This window comes from Nonomuraea sp. NPDC002799 (assembly GCF_053592075.1).
In genome coordinates, this window is sequence record NZ_JBSFVA010000001.1 from 636,550 (window position 1) to 652,787 (window position 16,238).

General features: G+C 69.8%; 14 protein-coding genes. 4 read left to right on the plus strand and 10 right to left on the minus strand.

The window, feature by feature from the left end; genetic code table 11:
* Nucleotides 1-56 precede the first annotated feature (56 nt).
* The 6 genes from ACWD0F_RS02820 to ACWD0F_RS02845 form a co-directional block, all read right to left on the minus strand.
* Nucleotides 57-1,331: a thymidine phosphorylase gene (locus tag ACWD0F_RS02820; RefSeq protein WP_449872150.1), complete on the minus strand. Its 1,275-nt coding sequence runs from the start codon at nt 1,329-1,331 to the stop codon at nt 57-59.
* Complete coding sequence (locus tag ACWD0F_RS02825; protein ID WP_449872152.1) at nt 1,331-1,726, minus strand: cytidine deaminase; 396 nt, start codon at nt 1,724-1,726, stop codon at nt 1,331-1,333. Before ACWD0F_RS02825 ends, ACWD0F_RS02820 begins: the two co-directional genes overlap by 1 nt.
* A complete protein-coding gene (locus ACWD0F_RS02830) occupies nt 1,723-3,003 on the minus strand; it encodes an ABC transporter permease (RefSeq protein WP_449872154.1) in 1,281 nt (426 codons plus the stop codon). Before ACWD0F_RS02830 ends, ACWD0F_RS02825 begins: the two co-directional genes overlap by 4 nt.
* Complete coding sequence (locus ACWD0F_RS02835; protein ID WP_449872156.1) at nt 3,000-4,142, minus strand: ABC transporter permease; 1,143 nt, start codon at nt 4,140-4,142, stop codon at nt 3,000-3,002. The genes ACWD0F_RS02830 and ACWD0F_RS02835 overlap by 4 nt, the downstream gene beginning before the upstream one ends.
* Complete coding sequence (locus ACWD0F_RS02840) at nt 4,142-5,749, minus strand: ABC transporter ATP-binding protein (protein ID WP_449872158.1); 1,608 nt, start codon at nt 5,747-5,749, stop codon at nt 4,142-4,144. Before ACWD0F_RS02840 ends, ACWD0F_RS02835 begins: the two co-directional genes overlap by 1 nt.
* Nucleotides 5,750-5,835: 86 nt before the next feature.
* A complete protein-coding gene (locus ACWD0F_RS02845; protein ID WP_449872160.1) occupies nt 5,836-6,906 on the minus strand; it encodes a BMP family lipoprotein in 1,071 nt (356 codons plus the stop codon).
* 300 nt (nt 6,907-7,206) lie between these two features.
* Here ACWD0F_RS02845 and ACWD0F_RS02850 point away from each other — a divergent pair, with 300 nt between their 5' ends.
* The gene (locus tag ACWD0F_RS02850; RefSeq protein ID WP_449872162.1) at nt 7,207-9,087 is read left to right on the plus strand and encodes a Xaa-Pro dipeptidyl-peptidase; all 1,881 of its coding nucleotides are present in this window, start codon (nt 7,207-7,209) and stop codon (nt 9,085-9,087) included.
* Here ACWD0F_RS02850 and ACWD0F_RS02855 read toward each other — a convergent pair.
* Nucleotides 9,084-10,307, minus strand: coding sequence for a M20 family metallopeptidase (locus ACWD0F_RS02855; protein WP_449872164.1), 1,224 nt, complete (start codon nt 10,305-10,307; stop codon nt 9,084-9,086). The genes ACWD0F_RS02850 and ACWD0F_RS02855 overlap by 4 nt on opposite strands.
* 565 nt (nt 10,308-10,872) lie before the next feature.
* Here ACWD0F_RS02855 and ACWD0F_RS02860 point away from each other — a divergent pair.
* Nucleotides 10,873-12,201, plus strand: a complete 1,329-nt coding sequence (locus ACWD0F_RS02860; RefSeq protein ID WP_449872166.1) for a peptide ligase PGM1-related protein — start codon at nt 10,873-10,875, stop codon at nt 12,199-12,201.
* Here ACWD0F_RS02860 and ACWD0F_RS02865 read toward each other — a convergent pair whose 3' ends face one another.
* Complete coding sequence (locus tag ACWD0F_RS02865; protein ID WP_449872168.1) at nt 12,202-12,420, minus strand: SCO4848 family membrane protein; 219 nt, start codon at nt 12,418-12,420, stop codon at nt 12,202-12,204.
* Between the two features lie 83 nt (nt 12,421-12,503).
* Between ACWD0F_RS02865 and ACWD0F_RS02870 the strand changes: the two genes are divergently transcribed.
* Complete coding sequence (locus ACWD0F_RS02870; RefSeq protein WP_449872170.1) at nt 12,504-13,616, plus strand: D-alanyl-D-alanine carboxypeptidase family protein; 1,113 nt, start codon at nt 12,504-12,506, stop codon at nt 13,614-13,616.
* Here the strand turns inward: ACWD0F_RS02870 and ACWD0F_RS02875 are convergent.
* Nucleotides 13,605-14,726: a YhjD/YihY/BrkB family envelope integrity protein gene (locus ACWD0F_RS02875; protein WP_449872172.1), complete on the minus strand. Its 1,122-nt coding sequence runs from the start codon at nt 14,724-14,726 to the stop codon at nt 13,605-13,607. The genes ACWD0F_RS02870 and ACWD0F_RS02875 overlap by 12 nt on opposite strands.
* 88 nt (nt 14,727-14,814) lie before the next feature.
* Here ACWD0F_RS02875 and ACWD0F_RS02880 point away from each other — a divergent pair, with 88 nt between their 5' ends.
* Nucleotides 14,815-15,207 carry a MarR family winged helix-turn-helix transcriptional regulator gene (locus ACWD0F_RS02880; RefSeq protein ID WP_449872174.1) on the plus strand — a complete coding sequence of 131 codons (393 nt, stop codon included), beginning with the start codon at nt 14,815-14,817 and terminating at the stop codon, nt 15,205-15,207.
* A gap of 99 nt (nt 15,208-15,306) precedes the next feature.
* On the opposite strand, the gene ACWD0F_RS02885 is transcribed toward ACWD0F_RS02880, so the two are convergent.
* Nucleotides 15,307-16,200, minus strand: a complete 894-nt coding sequence (locus tag ACWD0F_RS02885; RefSeq protein WP_449872176.1) for a haloalkane dehalogenase — start codon at nt 16,198-16,200, stop codon at nt 15,307-15,309.
* Nucleotides 16,201-16,238 lie beyond the last annotated feature (38 nt).

Below are 16,238 nucleotides of genomic sequence, written 5' to 3' on the forward strand. Positions count from 1 at the left end.
CACCGGCCGCACCGCCCTCAGCCACGAGGCTGGGAGCGGGTGCGACGCGGCCTTCATCAAGCAGTGATGCGGTCGATGACGAGCGGAAGCTGCTCCTCGCTCGCCGGCCCGACCGCGAAGGCGCCCTCCAGCGCCTCCATGGCCCGCCCGAACCGGGCGGTCTCATCGGCGTGCAGCGTCATCAGCGGCTGCCCCTGCCGCACCAGATCCCCTGGCTTGGCGTGCAGCGTCACCCCGGCCCCGAACGAGACCGGGTCCTCCTTGCGCGCCCGTCCGGCCCCGAGCCGCCACGCGGCCAGCCCCACCGCGTACGCGTCCAGCCGCGTCAGCACCCCGGCCTCGGGCGCCTCGACGGTCAGCGTCTCGGCCGCCCTCGGCAGGACCGCGTCGGGGTCACCACCCTGGGCGGAGATCATCCGCCGCCAGGCGTCCATGGCCGAGCCGTCCTCCAGCGCCTTGGCGGGGTCCCTGCCGGAGATCCCGGCGGCCTCCAGCATCTCCCGCGCCAGGCGTACGGTCAGCTCCACCACGTCTTCGGGGCCGCCGCCGGCGAGCACCTCGACGGACTCCGCGACCTCCAGCGCGTTGCCCACGGCCCGCCCCAGGGGCCGGTCCATGGCGGTCAGCAGCGCGACCGTGCGCACGCCCGCGTCCGTGCCGAGCGCCACCATGGTCGCGGCCAGCTCGCGGGCGGCCGACGTCGTCTTCATGAACGCCCCCGAGCCCACCTTCACGTCGAGGACCAGCGAGCCGGTGCCCTCGGCGATCTTCTTGGACATGATCGACGATGCGATCAGCGGGATCGACTCGACGGTGCCGGTGACGTCGCGCAGGGCGTACAGCTTCTTGTCGGCGGGGGCCAGGCCGGAGCCGGCGGCGCAGACGACCGCGCCCGCCGAGCGCAGCACGTGCAGCATCTCGTCGTTGGAGAGCGAGGCCCGCCAGCCGGGGATGGATTCGAGCTTGTCGAGCGTGCCGCCGGTGTGCCCGAGGCCGCGGCCGGACAGTTGCGGCACGTACGCGCCGCACGCCGCCACCAGCGGAGCCAGCGGCAGCGTGATCTTGTCGCCCACGCCGCCCGTGGAGTGCTTGTCGGCGGTGGGCCGGTCGAGCGCGGACCAGTCCATGCGTTCGCCGGAGCGGATCATGGCCTGCGTCCAGCCGGCGATCTCGCGCCGGTTCATGCCGTTCAGCAGGATCGCCATGGCCAGCGCGGACATCTGCTCGTCGGCCACGTCGCCCCGCGTGTAGGCGCCGATCACCCAGTCGATCTGCGCCGTGGTCAGCTCGCCGCCGTCCCGCTTGGCGCGGATGACCTCGATCGCGTCCATCACGCGCTCCGGCTGAGGTCCGCCGGGCCGAACGCGTACGGCAGGATCTCCGCCATGGGCTTCGGCCCGTCCACGGTCTCGACCAGCAGGGCGTCACCGCCGAACTCGTAGAGGAGCTGCCGGCAGCGCCCGCACGGCATCAGCAGCTCGCCGTGACCGTCCACGCAGGTGAAGGCCACCAGCCGGCCGCCGCCCGAGCGCTGCAGCGCCGACACCAGCCCGCACTCGGCGCACAGGCCCAAGCCGTAGGAGGCGTTCTCGACGTTGCAACCGGTGACGATCCGGCCGTCCTCGACCAGCGCCGCCGCCCCCACGGGGAACTTGGAGTAGGGCGCGTACGCGTGGTGCATGGCCTCTTCGGCCGCGCCGCGCAGACCGTCCCAGTCAATGCTCAATGTTGTTCCCCCCGGCGGTAGCTGACGCCGTCGGCCTTGGGCATCCGCAGACGCTGCGAAGCCACCAGGAGCACGAGCAGCGTGAGCAGGTGTGGTGTGATGAAGACGAACTCGTTCGGCAGTTGTTCGACGGTCAGCCAGAGCCAGACCAGCACGACCGCGCCGATCATGGCGAGGGCCATCTGGGTGTACTCCTTGGTGCCCCTGGTGACCGCCTCGGCGGGCTGGCCCGATCCGATGACCCGGTGGACCTGGAGCGCGAGATAGCCGACCAGCAACACCGCGCCGAACAGGAAGAACGACGTGACCGCCCCCGAGCTGCGCAGTTGCAGGCCGTCAGCGTAGCCGAACAGCGACGCGCCCGCCGCGAGCCCGCCGGGACGCCAGTTGCCGAAGATCATGGCGGCCAGGCCGATGAAGCCGCGCCCGGCCGTCTGGCCCTCGACGTACTTGGTGGAGACGAAGACCAGGAACACCCCGCCGAGTCCGGCGAACGCCCCGGAGATGACGACGGCGATGTACTTGATCAGGTAGACGTTCACGCCCAGCGACTCGGCCGCCCAGGGGTTCTCGCCCGCCGAGCGCAGCCGCAGGCCGAAGGCCGTGCGCCAGAGCACGAAGAAGGTCAGGGGGAGCAGTAACACGGCCAGGACCACGAGGATGTTCACGTTGTGGGTGAGGCCGCGCACGATGCCCGCGACGTCGGAGAGCAGGAACCAGTGGGTGCGTTCCAGCCAGCCCAGCACGTCCGGCCCGTCCGACAACACCGGCAGGCTGACCGATGGCGCCGGTGAGCCGATCGCGGGTGAGGTCGTGATGCCGGCGCCCGCGTCGGCCGCCGGGGTGCCCTCCTTGTAGAGCACCTCGGACAGGAAGCGGGTGACGCCGGGACCGAGCAGGTTGATCGCGACGCCGCTGATGATGTGGTCCACGCCGAACGACACGGTGGCGATGGCGTGGATGAGGCCGCCGATCGCGCCGCCGAGCAGCCCCGCCACCAGCGCGGCCACCGCGCCCCACTGGTAGCCGGCCCAGCCGGCGAACCAGGTGCCGAGCACCATCATGCCTTCGAGGCCGATGTTCACCACGCCGGCCCGCTCCGACCACAACCCGCCCAGGCCCGCCAGTCCGATCGGCACGGCCAGCAGCAGCGCCGCGGCGAAGGTGCCGGAGGAGGTGATGTCGTCCTGACCCGACACGATGCGGACGAGCGACATCAGCAGGATGAGCGCGGCGGCGACGACGAGCCCCACGTGATACTTGCCGACTCTGGTCATGCTGCCACCTCAACGGGGGTGTTCCTGCCGAGCTGCTGGGCCGCCCGGCGCTCTTCGAATCTGAGCGCCAGCCGGTTGGTGACCTCGTTGGCGATGACGACGAGCAGGACGATCATGCCCTGGATGATCGTGATGACGGACGCCGGGATCTCCGCGATCTGCAGCGGGCCCTGCGCCCGGTCCAGGAAGGCGAACAGCAGCGCGGCGATGGCGATGCCGACGGGTTTGTTCCGGCCGAGCAGGGCCACCGCGATGCCCAGGAAGCCCAGGCCGGCGGTGAAGTTGGAGTTGAAGGCGCCCTTGTCGCCGAGGATCTCCGGCAGGCCGATGAGCCCGGCGATGGCGCCGGACAGGACCATCGCCGCGATGATCATCTTCTTGGGGTTGACGCCCGAGGCGAGTGCCGCCGGGGCGTTGAGGCCGGTGGCCTTGACGTTGAAGCCGAAGCGGGTGCGCTCCAGGACCACCCACAGGACCACGCCGAGCACGATCGCGACGATGAGGAAGCCCCACACACCGCCGTTGCGCGTCGGCGGGAGCAGGCCGAACCAGCCGAAGACGAAGTTGAGGTCGGGGAACATGGCCGAATCGGGCAGCTTGGGGGTGGTCGTGGTGAGGACCTTGTCCACCCGCTCGCCCGCGAAGGGGCCGCGCACGAGGTAGGACGTCAGGTTGATCGCGATGTAGTTCAGCATGATCGTCGCGATGACCTCGTTGACGCCCCTGGTCACCTTCATGACCGCGGGGATCAGCGCGTACAGGCCGCCGACCAGCGCCGCGACCACGATGATCACGGCGATCTGCACCGGCGCCGGCGCGGTGAAGGTCGAGCCGACGTACGCCGCCGAGATGGCGGCGATCCGGTACTGGCCTTCCACGCCGATGTTGAAGAGGTTCATCCGGAAGCCGACGGCCACCGCCAGGCCGGCGATGAACAGCGGCACCGACCGGTTGAGGAAGGCCGCGACGGAGTTGGACTCCGCCCTCGGGGAGATGCCGAAGTCGAAGAAGCCGGCCAGCGCGTCCAGCGGGCCCCCGCCCGCCGCGACGATCGCCACACTGCAGATCGCGATCGCCAGGATGATGGCGATGACGGCGCCCGCCACGGTGAACAGCGCCCGGTTGAGCCCGGCGGGCATCACGTCTCCTCAGTACCGGCGAAGGCGCCGGTCATGTAGCCGCCCAGTTGCTCGGGCGTGACGTCGGAAGGGTCGAGTGCGGCCACGAGGCGCCCCCGGTAGATCACCTGGAGGGAGTCGGACAGGCCGATCAGCTCGTCCAGGTCGGCGGAGATGAGCAGCACGGCCAGCCCGGCCGCTCTGGCGTCACGCAGGTGGTCCCAGATGGCGGCCTGCGCGCCGACGTCGACGCCCCGGGTGGGGTGCGCGGCGATGAGGAACTTGGGCTCGCCGCTCATCTCGCGGCCCACGATGAGCTTCTGCTGGTTGCCGCCGGACAGGGCCAGGGCCAGCGTCTCCACGCCCGGCGTGCGCACGTCGTACTGCTCGACGATGCGCTGGGTGTCGGCCTTGGCGGCGCGGCGGTCGATCCAGATGCCGCGGCGGGCCGGCTTCCTGGTCTGGTGGCCGAGCACGCGGTTCTCCCACAACGACGCCTCCAGCAACAGACCCTGGCGGTGCCGGTCTTCCGGGATGTAGCCGATGCCGGACTCGCGGCGCTTCAGCGTGGACCAGGAGCTGATGTCCTGCGCGCCCAGCGTGATGGTGCCGTGGGCGGGCCGGATGCCCATGATCGCTTCGATCAGCTCGGACTGGCCGTTGCCCTCGACGCCCGCGACGCCCAGGATCTCGCCCTCGTGGATGTCGAAGGACACGTCGTCGAGGAGCAGGCGCTTGCCCTCGGCGCGCAAGGTCTCGGCGTAGGCGGTGACGGGGGTGCCCTTCGGGACCGGGCGGTGGCCGTCGGCCTCCATGGTGACGTGCTCGATCCGCAGCGCCACGCGGTCGGTCACCGTGGACTCGCGGGTCTCCGGGGTGGGCAGCTCGCTGCCGACCATCAGCTCGGCGAGGCGGCGGGCGGTGACGTCGCGGGGGTCGACGCTCGCGACCGTGGTGCCCCGCCGGATCACGGTGATCGCGTCGGCGATGCCGAGCACCTCGTCGAGCTTGTGGGAGATGAAGATGACGGTCAGGCCCTCGGCCTTGAGCTCACGCAGGTTCTGGAAGAGCTCGTCGACCTCCTGGGGGACCAGCACGGCCGTCGGCTCGTCGAGGATGAGGATGCGGGCGCCGCGATAGAGGACCTTGAGGATCTCCACGCGCTGCCGGTCGCCGACGCCGAGGCTCTCGACCAGCTTGTCGGGGTCGACGCGCAGGCCGTGACCGGCCGCCAGCTCCTCGATGCGCCTGCGCGCCGCGGCGGTGTCGAGCAGGCCGGCCCTCGTCGGCTCGGCGCCGAGGATGATGTTCTCCAGCACGGTGAGGTTGTCGGCCAGCATGAAGTGCTGGTGGACCATGCCGATGCCGACGGCGATGGCGTCGCTGGGGGTGCGGAAGCCGACCTCCGCGCCGTTGACCTTGATGGTGCCCTCGTCCGGCTTCTGCATGCCGTAAAGGATCTTCATCAGGGTGGACTTGCCCGCGCCGTTCTCTCCCACGATGGCGTGCACCGTGCCGGGTTCGACGGTGATGCGGATGTCGTGGTTCGCGACGACGCCGGGGAAACGCTTGGTGATGCCCTCCAGCTCTACGGCGGGTTTCGCCGTGGCCAGGGTGTCAGCACTCATTTCGCCTCTCCAAAGAGCAGGGCGGGGATAAGCCGAAGGCCCGAAGTTTGCCGACTCCGGGCCCTCGGTCGTTTGTCCTACCCAGGTTAAGGCTTAGCCGGAACCGTAATTTTGCCGTCGACGATGCCCTGCTTGGCAGCGTCGAGCTTGTCCTTGATGTCATCGATGTCGCCACCGGTGGTGGACAGGCCCACGCCGTCGACCTTGAGGTCGTACGTCACGTTGCTGCCGCCCTTGGTGCCGCCCTGGAACGCCTTGATGAACTCGAAGACGCCGACGTCGACGCGCTTGAGCATCGAGGTCATGATGACCGGCTGGAGGTCGGCCTCCTTGACGGTCTGACGCTGGTCGGAGTCGACGCCGATGGCCAGCTTCTTGGCCGCGGCCGCCGCCTGGAACACGCCGAGCCCGGAGTCGCCGGCGGCGTGGTAGACGATGTCCGCACCGTCCTGGTACATCTTCTCCGCCGCGACCTTGCCCTTGTCGGGGGCCTTGAAGCCGGTGAAGTCACCGTCGGGGGTGAGGTACTTGACGTCGATCTTGGCGTCCGCCTTGACCGACTTCACACCGGCCTCGTAGCCGGCCTGGAACTTCTTGATCAGGTCGTTCTCGACGCCGCCGACGAAGCCGACGTGGCCGCTCTCCGACTTGAGCGCCGCGGCGACGCCCGCCAGGTAGGAGCCCTGCTCCTCGGCGAACAGCAGGCCGGTCACGTTCGGCCCGTTGGACGCGGAGTCGACGACCGCGAACTCGATGTCCGGGTATTCGGTCGCGGTCTTCTTGATGTCCTCGCCGTAGGCGAAGCCGACACCGATGATCGGGTTGTAGCCGGCGTCGGCGAGCTGACGCAGGAGGTCACCGCGGTTGGAGCCGTCGGCCGCCGGGCTCAGCTCCTTGATCTCCGCGCCGAGGTCCGTCTTGGCCTTCTCCAGACCGGCGTACGCGGCGTCGTTGAAGGACTTGTCACCCCGCCCGCCGACGTCGAACGCCAGCCCCACCTTGAGCGCGCTCTTCGTAGCCTCGCTGCTCGCGCCGGCACTGCTCGGCGCTTCGCTGGCCGTGGTACCGCCACCACTGCCGCCGCATGCGGCCACTGCCATGAGCATGACGCCGGCCACCGAGCCGAGCGTCATCCTGTTGAATCGCTTGCCGAGCAAGGCGACTCCCTTCCATGTCCCCGCCGCTTCCGCCGCTGGCGAAACTTCATCGCAGGCGCGAAGAAACGTACGGCATCTGCACGGAAGATAGTTGCTTGACCAGGGCGAACCAAACCGGCACACAGGGTCGCAACCGCTCCGTTATCGACATCAGTCGCGTCCGTGACCTGAATGCAGGTTCCGGCACTCCGGCATTCGCGGAAAATTTTGCCCAATTTTGGGGCAGCGTCCCCCCTTGCCGGAGGCTCGATCATGGCAGACATTCCCTGCGACGGTGGAATTTTCGTATCGGAGCCCCGCATGCATCCTCGCAAGGCACTGGCCGTGCCGCTGGCCGCGCTACTTGTCGTGGCGCTGACCGGCACCACTCCGGCCACGGCAGGCACCCCCGCGATCAAGGTCGAGAACAACGCCACCCAGCCCGTCTTCTCCCGGGCGGACGCCATCACGCAGACGGTGTTCGTCGAGGTGGAGGGGACCGACAGCGACAACGACGGCAAGCCCGACCGGGTCGCCGTGGACATCCTGCGGCCCAAGGAGACCGACGAGGGACTGAAGGTCCCGGTGATCATGGAGGCCAGCCCCTACTACGCGGGCGGCAACGACGTCGCCAACCATCCCGTGGACGTGGACGAGAACGGCAACCCGCTGCCCGCCATGAGCGCGCTCGCCACCAAGCTGGCCGCCGAGCCGTTCGACGGCTACTACGACAACTACTTCCTCCCCCGCGGCTACGCCATCGCACTGGTGGAGAACCTCGGCAGCGGCCGCGCCACCGGCTGCCCCACCTCCGGCGACGTCAACGAGACGGCCGGGCCGAAGGCCGCGATCGACTGGCTGAACGGCCGCGCCAAGGGCTTCGACGCCGCCGGCGCCGCGGTCGAGGCCACCTGGTCGACGGGCAAGGTCGGCATGATCGGCGTCTCCTACAACGGCACACTGCCGAACGCGGTCGCCGCGACGGGCGTCAAGGGCCTGGAGACGATCGTCCCGATCGCCTCCATCTCCAGCTGGTACGACTACTACCGCGCCAACGGCGGCGTCCTGGCCCCGGGCGGCTTCCAGGGCGAGGACCTGGACGTGCTCGCCAAATACGTGCTGACCAGGGACGACGGCGAGGAGGTCTGCGGCGCGCTGATCGACGGCATCACCGCGGCCCAGGACCGCGTCACCGGCGACTACAGCCCGCTCTGGGACGCCCGCAACTACCTCAACGGCGTGCACAAGGTCAAGGCCAGCGTCTTCCTCGTGCACGGGCTCAACGACTGGAACGTCAAGACCAAGCAGTTCGCCCAGTGGTGGTACGCCCTGTCCAAGCGGCACGTACCGCGCAAGATCTGGCTGCACCAGGGCACCCACATGAACCCCTTCAACCTGCGCACCACCGAGTGGCTGCGCCAGCTGCACGGCTGGTTCGACCACTGGCTGTACGGCATCGACTCCGGCATCATGCGCGAGCCGCAGGCGGACGTGGAGATCGCGGCCGGCCAGTGGGCCCAGCACGCCTCGTGGCCGCTGCCCGGCACGGCCACGGTGCCGCTCTGGCTGGGCTCGGGCTCGAAACTCGACCTGTTCCCGCGCCCGCGGTCGGCCAAGGAGACGTTCACCGACCAGAAGGCCAGGACGGCCGAGCAACTGGTGGAGGCGACGGGGGCGGATCCGAACCGGCTGGCGTACCTGACCGGGGCGCTCCCCGCCGACGTGCGGATCTCCGGCACGCCGACGGTGTCGGTGCGGGCCTCGCTGGCGGGCGGCGCGTCGCCGTACCTGACGGCGTTGCTGGTGGACTACGGCACGGACGTCCGCCCGAACGGCACCCTGGTGCCGACGGGCCAGACCTACTGCTACGGGCAGGGCATCCCGGGTGACACGGGCTGCACCGCGCTCAGGACGCTCGGCACGGCCAGTACGCCGTACAAGATCGTCACCAGGGGCTGGCTCGACGTGCGCAACCGGCACCGGGCGGACCGGACCGAGCCGGTGGCGGCCGGCCGGGACTACGGCTTCACCTGGGACTTCCAGCCGACGGACTACGTGTTCAAGAAGGGCCACCGGCTGGGCCTGGTGATCATCTCGACCGACTACGACTACACGCTGCGCTATCCGCCGGGCACCCGGATCACGGTCGCCCCCGGGCAGTCGTCGCTGCGACTGCCCGTGGTCTTCGGCAAGCTGCTCTAGGCCATGGCGCTGGTGATCGAGTCGAGCGGGCCGACGTCCCACAGCGCGGTGAGCGCGGTGGTGGCCAGGACCCGCACGCCCATCGGGATCGCCTTCTCGTCCACGTCGAACGTGCCCTGGTGGATGTCGTAGGTGACGCCGTCGGGAGAGCGGGTGCCCAGGCGCGCGAACGCGCCGGGGATCGACTCGAGATACCAGGCGAAGTCCTCGCCGCCGAGCGACTGCTGGGTCGGGACCACCGCGCCCGCGCCCAGCGCCCGCTCGGTGGCCTCGGCCAGCATCTCGACGCTGACCTCGTCGTTGACCACCGGCGGCACGCCGCGGGTGTAGTCCATCGTGGCCTCGATGCCGTAGGCGCCGGCCACCGACTCCAGGAGGGACTTGATCAGGTCGGGAGCGGCGTGCCAGGCGTTCTCGTCGAGACAGCGGATCGTGCCCTGGGCGATGCCGTCGTCGGGGATCGCGTTGGCCGCCGAGCCGGCCTCGACCCGGCCCCAGACGAGGCTGAGCGAGGAGCGCGGATCGACGCGGCGCGACAGGGCCGCGGGCAGCTCGGTCAGGATCTTGGCCAGGGCGAAGACCAGGTCGGCGGTCAGATGGGGCCTGGCGGTGTGGCCGCCGGGGCCCGAGACCCGGATGGTCAGCTTGTCGCAGGCCGAGGTGATCGGGCCGGACCTGAGCCCGACCTGGCCGACGTCGACCCGGGGGTCGCAGTGCAGGCCGAAGATGCGGTCGACGCCGCTGATGCCGCCCTGGGCCATGACCTCCAGCGCGCCGCCGGGCAACTCCTCGGCGGGCTGGAAGATCAGCCGCACCCGGCCGGGCAGCAGGCCCGCGGCGGCCTGCTGGGCGAGGAAGATCGAGGTGCCGAGCAGCGCCGTGGTGTGCACGTCGTGACCGCACGCGTGGCAGGCCCCGGCCACGGTCGAGCGGTAGGACACGTCCTTCTCGTCCTGCAGCGGCAGCGCGTCGATGTCGGCCCGCAGGGCGACGATCGGGCCGTCGCCGGTGCCCACGTCGCAGATCAGCCCGGTGCCGCGGGGCAGCACCGAAGGGGTCAGCCCGGCGGCGGTGAGCCGCTCGGCGATCCGCTGTGTCGTGCGATATTCGGCGAAGGCGAGCTCAGGGTGCATGTGGAGGTCGCGGCGGAACGCCACGAGATCCTGCTCGGTCTCCGCCAGGAACGCGTCGAGTTCCCCCCGAAGCTCACGTCCCCGCATATGTCACCATCCCGTCCCATGCCGCCCGCCCCACGTGCTGGCCATCGCGGCTCATCGCTGTCACTGGTCGTCCATCCCGCGGTGGCCCACCCGGTCGAGCGGCCGCTCGGCGAATCAAAAGACACACCCGCTGGGTTCGGTGCGCGAGATCGTCAGCACGGGCCTTGCGTTATCGGTCGCGAGTGCCGCTGCTGCCCGAGCGCACAGCGGTTGGCCGTGAGCCCGATGGCGATGCTTCGACTTTATCGCCCCTGTGCGGCTTCGCGCCGACAGATACTCCGAAAGCTAGCCGACAGCCTGACCGTAACCGCAGGTCGTCACGGTCAGTGAAGGTCTGGCTGACCCGGAAATAGTCACAAGGGATCATTAGATGGTGACCCGTTGTCGCCACTTCCAAACGTGGTCAGCGATTCCGAATCCTGTCACCTTATGTCATGGTCATCACACTTCAACGATGGCTGCATCTGAGAAGAATGCGTGTTTCACTCGCTGTATGATCACTAATATCCCGTTCGGGGAGAAGTGTGCTGGGTTAAGCCTCTTCGAGCCGGGCGAGGGGACCCTGGTGGTCGTACCCTCGCTCTCCCTTCCGCAGGATGAGCTCCGCCGCATCACGGCGGCCAGATCGTACGAGGAACGCCTGCTGTTCCTCCTGCTCACCCTCCGCGAGCCCGGAGTTAAGGTGATCTACCTCTCCTCCGCGCCGATCGATCCCGACATCGTCGAGTACTACTTCGCGTTCCTGCCCGATCCGGATGACGCCGCCAAGCGCCTGACGCTGATCACGCTCGACGACCCCTGGTCCCAGCCGCTGACCAGAAACCTGCTCCGCCGCCCCGACGTTCTGGAGCAGGTGCGCACGGCCATCGACGGCGACGCGTGCCTGGTGCCGTTCGTCCTCAGCGAGCTGGAGGAGGAGCTCGCCGCGTCACTCAGCGTCCCCGTCTACGGTCCGGCCACCGCTCTGGCCTACTACGGCTCCAAGAGCGGCGCCAGAGAGGTGGGCAGGGAGGCGGGCGTGCCGATGGCGCGCGGCTTCGCCGACGTGCGCACGGTGCTCGAGATCGAGGAGGCGATGGAGGCCCTGCCGGGTGAGCGGGTGATCGTCAAGCTGAACGACGGCTACTCCGGGCTCGGCAACGCGATCGTCGCCAAGGCCGACAGATCGCAGACGAGCTTCTCCGCGGCCGGGGAGACCTGGAGCAGCTACACCGCGAAGATCCGGGAACGGGGGGCGGTGGTCGAGGAGTTCATCGAGCATCGCCCGCTCTACTATCCGAGCGCGCTGGCCCAGGTCACGCCGGGCGGGCAGGCACAGGTGCTCGCCACGCACGACCAGGTGCTCGGCGGCAACAACGGCCACGTCTACCAGGGCTGCACGTTCCCCGCCGCGCCGGAGTACCGCGCGGAGGTGGGCGCGTCGGCGGACCGGATCGCGCGCATCCTGGCCGACAGGGGCGTGGTCGGGCTGTTCGGCATGGACTTCTTCGCGCTGAAGGCCGACGCCGGGTACGCGGCGCTGCTGTGCGAGATCAACCTGCGCATCGGCGGCACCACGCATCCGTTCGGCGCCGCCGTGCTGACGACCGGGGCGACCTACGATCCGGCCGACGGCCTGCTCAAGACCGGCGACCAGCCGAAGTACTACACCGCGACCGACAACTGCGCCGCCTCCTGCCTGCTCGGCCGCTCCCCCGGCGAGGTCATGCGCATGGCGGACCGGCTCGGGGTGGGGTTCGACGCGCAGCGGCGCACCGGGAACGTCTTCCACCTGCTCGGCGCCATCCCGGAGCACGGGAAGCTGGGCTTCACCTCCATCGGCGACTCACGCGAGGAGGCGGACGAACTCCACGCCCTCACCCGCCGGCTGCTCTGCGGCCCCGAGACCGCCTGATCATCCGCGAGCGTCCCCGGCCTTCCGGCGGGCCCTGAGGGCGCGCCAGCCGATGACTCCCAGGACGATGGCGAGGATGATGTTCACCGCGATCAGGATCCCGTGCACCACGTAGAAGCTGGTCGGATGCCCGTCGGCCAAGTTAAACCCAAGCTGCACCCACTCGAAAATCATGAACGCGCCCAGGATGATGAGGAATCCGGCGATCTTTCGCGACATGCCCGTCTCTCTAGTATCGAAGGTGGATCTTCGGGGGATGTGACGCCACATGGGCACGAACACGAAGCTACGCTGAGACCGCCATGTGGACGAAAATCGTGCCGGTCACGGCACTCATCGCCTCGGTCTCGCTCACCGGCGGGACCGCGTACGCCGCACCGACGACGCCCGTCGGTGGCGAGGCATTGGGCAGCCGCGGCCTGGTGACACCCGAAGGCGCCAAGAAGCCGCCCAAGACCCAGGCTACGTCCTACGTCATCGCGGACGTGGACACGGGTCAGGTGCTGGCGGCCAAGGACGCCCACGGGCGCTACCTGCCGGCCAGCACGCTGAAGGCGCTGACCGCGCTGACGCTGATACCCAAGCTCGACAAGAACCGCAAGATCCGGCCCAGCCACAACGCCTGCAACCAGGAGGGCACCGCGGTCGGCCTGTCGGTCAAGGCGACGTACAAGATCGACGACCTGTTCAAGGCGCTGATGATGTCGTCGGGCAACGACGCGGCCATGGCGCTGGCCGAGACCAACGGCGGCGTCCCCAAGACCATGCAGGACATGAACGCCGAGGCCAAGCGGCTGCAGGCCAACGACACCGTGGCCAAGACGCCCAGCGGCCTGGACAAGCCGGGGCAGAGCAGCTCGGCGTACGACCTGGCGCTGATCGCCCGGGCCGGGCTGGCCAACCCGGAGTTCAAGCGCTACATCAGCACGAAGACCTCCACGTTCCCGGCGCCCAAGGGCCACTACGAGATCAGCAACCACAACAAGCTGCTCTGGCGGTACAAGGGGATGATCGGCGTCAAGAACGGCTGGACGTCGAAGGCGCAGGGCAGCTTCGTCGGCGCGGCCACCCGCGGCGGGCACACGATCGTGGTCAGCATCATGCGGCACGAGGGCTACTTCTGGGAGGAGGTGGCCGACCTGCTCGACTGGGGCTTCTCCGTCAGGGGCAAGGTCGCGCCCGTCGGCACGCTGGTCAACCCGCTGCCCGACGTGCAGGCCGCACCGCCGCCCGCCTCGCCCGGCACCTCGGTCACCCCGGCGGCCCAGCCGCCGTTGCTGGACTCCGCCGCCCGCAAGCAGACCGACTCGACCAGGACGGTCGGCTCGGTGGTGATCGGCGGCGGGCTGCTGTTCGGGCTGGTCTGGCTGGCGTTCGGCATCCGCCGCCGGCGCAGCAGGTCGTCACGCCCCTGACGCCGGGCGTGGCGTGGCGGACTCCGAGCCCGGCGCGGCAGACTCTGGGTCCTGGCGCGGCGCGGCGGACTCCGAGTCCGGCGCGGCGGACTTTGACGCCAGGCGCGGCGCGGCAGGCTCCGAGCCCGGCGCGACGCCCTCCGAGGCCGGGCGTGGCGTGGGCGGCTCTGAGGCCGCGCCAGGCTGGATCTCCAGGCCTGGGGGCGGTGTCGGCTCGGGCGGCGGGCAGAGCCCGGCTGTGGCCGTCCAGGCGGCCACGTGGAGCACCAGCCGCGCCGAGAAGTTGATCCAGATCAGCAGCCCGACGATGACGGTGAACGCGCCATAGACCGGATTGCCCAGGGTCGTCGCCAGCAACAGCGTGGCCACCTGCTTGAGCAGCCCGAATCCGATCGCGCCCAGCAACGCCCCCCTGGCGATCGTCCGGAACGGCTGGGTGAGCCGGGCCACCCAGCCGAGCAGGATCACGAACAGCAGCCAGTCGGCCCCCACGCCCGCCACCACGCCGAGGACCCGCAGGCCGAGGGTGGCCAGCGCCGACTCGCTGCCGAAGACGAAGTGCAGGACCTTGTCCGTGGCCGTGGTGGCGAACCCCGCGACCAGCACGGAGGTGATCATCGTGATCCCGATCAGGACGATCGAGACGAGGTCGCGCGCCTTGCCGACGAAGAAGTTGAGCGGCGGCTCGGTGGTCATCGACATCTGCCGCAACGCCGAGCGCAGCGCGTCGATCGCGCCGAGCCCGGCGTAGAGGAGGCCGAGCAGGCCGATGATCCCGGCGGTCTCCTTGGCCCTGAAGATGGAGTCGATGTCGAGCTGCTCGGTGATGCCCGGCAGCCGGTCGACGATGGCCTCCTCCAGGGCGATCCTGGTGGGCTCGCTGGCCGCCGCCACGTAGCCGAGCACCGCGTACGACAGCGCCAGCAGCGGGAAGAAGGACAGGAAGGCGAAGTAGGTGACCGCGCCCGCCAGCAGGTCGCCGGTCTGGACCTGGTAGCGCTGGACCGCCCTGATGAGATGGTCGACGGCCGGCCTGCGGACCCGCCAGTAGGCCACCTTGGCCCGGCCCCAGGCTTTGACCGACTCGATCCGCCTTCCCAGACTCGCCATCACGCCCTCTTCTGCCGCCGGAGCCCGGTCACTCTCTCACGACCATGCCGGCCGATGCTGCCAGGGTCGCGAGGACCGACGCCACGTCATGGTGGATCAACTGCCCACCACGCTTGACGACACGCCCTCCGACCAAGACGGCCTCGACCGAGGCGGTGTCGGCGTTCAGCACGACGGCGCCGATCGGGTCGTGAGCCGCCGGGCTGTCCAAGGCGTTGTTCCTGACCTCGGGGGCATCAGCAACGTGTTGCAGCGGCTGGAGAGCGCGGGATACGTGGAGCGGGAGGCCAACCCGGGCGACGCGCGCAGCCGGTGGGTCCAGCTCACCGGCGAGGGGCTGCGTCTGGCCGGGGTGGCCGTCCAGGCCTCCGGGCGAGCCTATGCCGAGGTGGCGGCCGGGGTGCCGGAGGAGTCCTTGCGGGCGGCGGCGGACAGCCTGCGCGAGGTCATGTCCCATATGGGCCGCCGCCGCTTCCGCTGACTCCGCTTGGGTCGGATCCGCTTCGGTCGGATCCGCTCCTGTTGGATCCGCCGGTTGGATCCGCTCTGAGTGGATCCGCCCTGAGTGGATCCGCCCTGGTCAGAGCCCTTCCGCCCAGGCGGTGATCGCCGCGGCGATGACGTCCGGCGCGTCCTCGGGTGCGTGGTGCCCGGCGGGGCCGCAGTGCACGGTCCGCAGGGCGGCGACGTTCTCCGCGCACCAGGCCGCCATCTCGGGGCCGATCAGCAGCGTCGGGGAGGAGTCGAAGGTGAGCAGCAGCTTGGGCACGTCGTCACTGCTCGTGAGCCATTTGCTGTAGCGCTCGACCCGCTCGGACACGTCGGCGGGCTCCCCGTCGATCGGGAACGAGCGCGCCCACTCCAGCAGCGGGCGCCGGCTCTCGCGCGTGGGGTAGGGCGCCAGGTACGGCTCCATCTCCGCCGCGCTCAGAGCCGTGCGCACCCCGCCCGTGAACGCCGTCCGCACGAGGAAGTCCTGATCGAGCACCAGCGACTCCCCCTCGGGCCCGCGAATGGTCTCGCTGCGGGCGCGGGCGCCCTCACTCAGGTCGCTGCCGGTCATGGGACGGACGAACGTCTCCATGAAGGCCACCCCGCGCACCCGCCCCGGATGGCGCGCCGCCCAGTCGAAGGCGAGGGCCCCGCCCCAGTCGTGCCCCACGAGGACCACCTCATCCAGCGCGAGGGCGTCGAACCAGGCGTCGAGATAGCGGGCGTGGTCGCCGAACCGGTACGGCGAGACGGGCTTGCCCGAGCGGCCCATGCCGACGAGGTCGGGCGCGAGCAGCCGGCGGCCCGGCGCCGCCACGCCCGGCAGCACGTTGCGCCACAGGTGGGAGGTGGCGGGGTTGCCGTGCAGGAAGACGAAGGGGCGGCCGTCGCCGGAGTCCTCGTAGTAAAGGGACGAGTCGAGCACGTCAAGCGTGGACATGATGCGTTTCTCTTTCGTTCGCGTAACTAACGTTTGTCGCACTAACGAACTTACATCGTTAGTGCGACTAACGCAACGGA